This window comes from Flavobacterium sp. (assembly GCF_025352425.1).
Classification (GTDB): Bacteria; Bacteroidota; Bacteroidia; order Flavobacteriales; family Flavobacteriaceae; genus Flavobacterium.
Map to the genome: position 1 here is coordinate 1 of NZ_JANXTI010000012.1, position 2,237 is coordinate 2,237.

Genomic DNA, 2,237 nt, shown 5'->3' on the forward strand with positions numbered 1-2,237 from the left:
CGAGCAATTTCTCTACGTTGGTCAGCAATACCTTGTCCTTGTAGTTTTTTACTTTCGGCTTCAGCCTTTGCTTTTGCAACAATTCTAATACGTTGTGCTTCACTTTCAAATGTTGCGGCTGTTTTTTCTCTATCGGCAGCGTTAATTCTATTCATGGCATTTTTCACTTGAATATCTGGATCAATATCAGTTACCAAAGTGTTGATAATATCATATCCATAAGTTGCCATTGCTTCGTTTAATTCACGTTTTACACCAATTGCAATATCGTCTTTTCTTTCAAAAACGTCGTCCAAAATTAACTTTGGAACTTCGGCACGAACTACGTCAAATACATAAGCTGTAATTTGATCGTGCGGATATTCTAATTTATAAAATGCTTCATAAACTTTGTCTTGAATTACATTAAACTGAACCGAAACTTTCATTTTGATAAACACGTTATCTTTGGTTTTGGTTTCAATAATTACATCAAGTTGTTGAATTCTTAAATTTACTCTTCCAGCAATTCTGTCAATAATAGGAAGTTTAAGCTGCAAACCAGAGTTTCTAATACTCACAAATTTTCCAAAACGTTCAATAACAACAGCACTTTGTTGCTTAACTGTAAAGAACGAGGAGAACAAAATAATTAATCCGAAGACAAATAAAATAATAATAAAGATTTCCATAAATAAATTTTAAATGGTTATGTAGTTATTATACGATAAAAATGTATGTTTGTTACAAATTAATTTAGTAACCTGAATTCGATTAATATTATAAGTCACAAATTTGCATAAAAAAAAGAATAGTTGTATATTTAAAGTTCTGAAATCCAAATATTTAAACAACTATTCCTCTTATGATTAATTTTGATAAAGTTACCGATATTTTTTGTCTTGTTGATGAGTTTTGCAATAATTTTGATAATTCCACCAAAGATTTCATTCTTGGTAAACCTTCAAAGCGTCCTGCAATAATGTCTAAAAGTGAAGTTATAACAATTACAATCTTATTTCATTTGAGTGGTTTTAGATGCTTTAAACACTTCTATATTTACTATGTTCAAAAGCATATGCAAGATGATTTTCCAAATACTGTTTCATATAATCGGTTTACAGAATTGATGCAAAGCAATATTCTACCATTAACTATGTTCTTGCAAACGTGTTGTTTAGGAAAATGCACTGGTATTTCTTTTGTAGATTCTACACCAATTAGGGTTTGTAAAAACAAGAGAATAAAGCGCAATAAAGTGTTTAAAGATATTGCCCAAGTTGGCAAATCTACGATGGGTTATTTTTATGGGTTTAAACTTCATATCGTCATAAATGACAAAGGAGAAATCTTAAGCTTTACTATCACTCAGGCCAATGTTGACGACAGAGAACCATTGAAGAACGAAAATTTCTTGAAAAATATATTTGGAAAACTCTTCGCAGACAAAGGATATATTTCTAAAGAATTAACCAAAATTTTATTTGTTGACGGTATTCATCTCATCACAAGCATCCGTAACAACATGAAAAACAGCTTAATGGATATGTGTGATAAAATAAATTTAAGAAAACGTTCAGTGATTGAAACTGTAAACGATGAGTTAAAAAATATGTGCCAGGTAGAACATTCTAGACATCGTTCTATTGGAAACTTTTTTACAAATCTTATTGGAGGCTTAATTGCATATAGCTTCTTTCCTAAAAAACCATCAATAGTTTATAATACTATTGTATCCAGTCAATTGCAGCTTTTTTGATTAATCGAATTCAGGTTATTAACACAATCTTCTTACAAATAGAATTTTTTACTATTTTTGACTAACATAAATCAATTAAAAAACTAAAAATATGGCATCAACTTCAGACTTAACAAGCACGAACACCACTAAAAAGAAAAGTTCAGTGAGTGAAACAGGTCACGCAAAAAATGTAGCAAATCTTCAAGATTTAATTTCATTCGTAACAGGTTACGGAGCAACCTATAATCCCACCAAAAACGCACTAAAATTAGCGCAACTAACGGCACTTGCTACAGCATCACAAGCAAGTATTGCTGATGTTGTTACCAAAAACACAGCCTACAACAACAAAGTTAACGAGCGTGTAGTTGCTTTCAGCAACCTCAAAGCACTTTCTACACGATTAATTAACGCATTGCAAACCACCGATGCAAGTTCACAAAAAGTTGCCGATGCAAAAGCATTCAACAAAAAAATGCAAGGTGTTAGAGCCAAAGCAATTACAACACCAACTGAC

General features: G+C 31.3%; 2 protein-coding genes and 1 pseudogene. 2 read left to right on the forward strand and 1 reads right to left on the reverse strand.

The window, feature by feature from the left end; all coding sequences use genetic code 11:
- On the reverse strand, positions 1-671 hold a 671-nt coding region (locus Q0Q99_RS01765), incomplete at its 3' end, for an SPFH domain-containing protein (protein ID WP_293890427.1).
- A gap of 173 nt (positions 672-844) precedes the next feature.
- On the opposite strand from Q0Q99_RS01765, the gene Q0Q99_RS01770 reads away from it, so the two are divergent.
- Positions 845-1,738, forward strand: a complete 894-nt coding sequence (locus Q0Q99_RS01770) for an IS982 family transposase (RefSeq protein ID WP_293890431.1) — start codon at positions 845-847, stop codon at positions 1,736-1,738.
- Between the two features lie 91 nt (positions 1,739-1,829).
- Positions 1,830-2,237, forward strand: a pseudogene (locus Q0Q99_RS01775) (hypothetical protein); the annotation flags it as partial.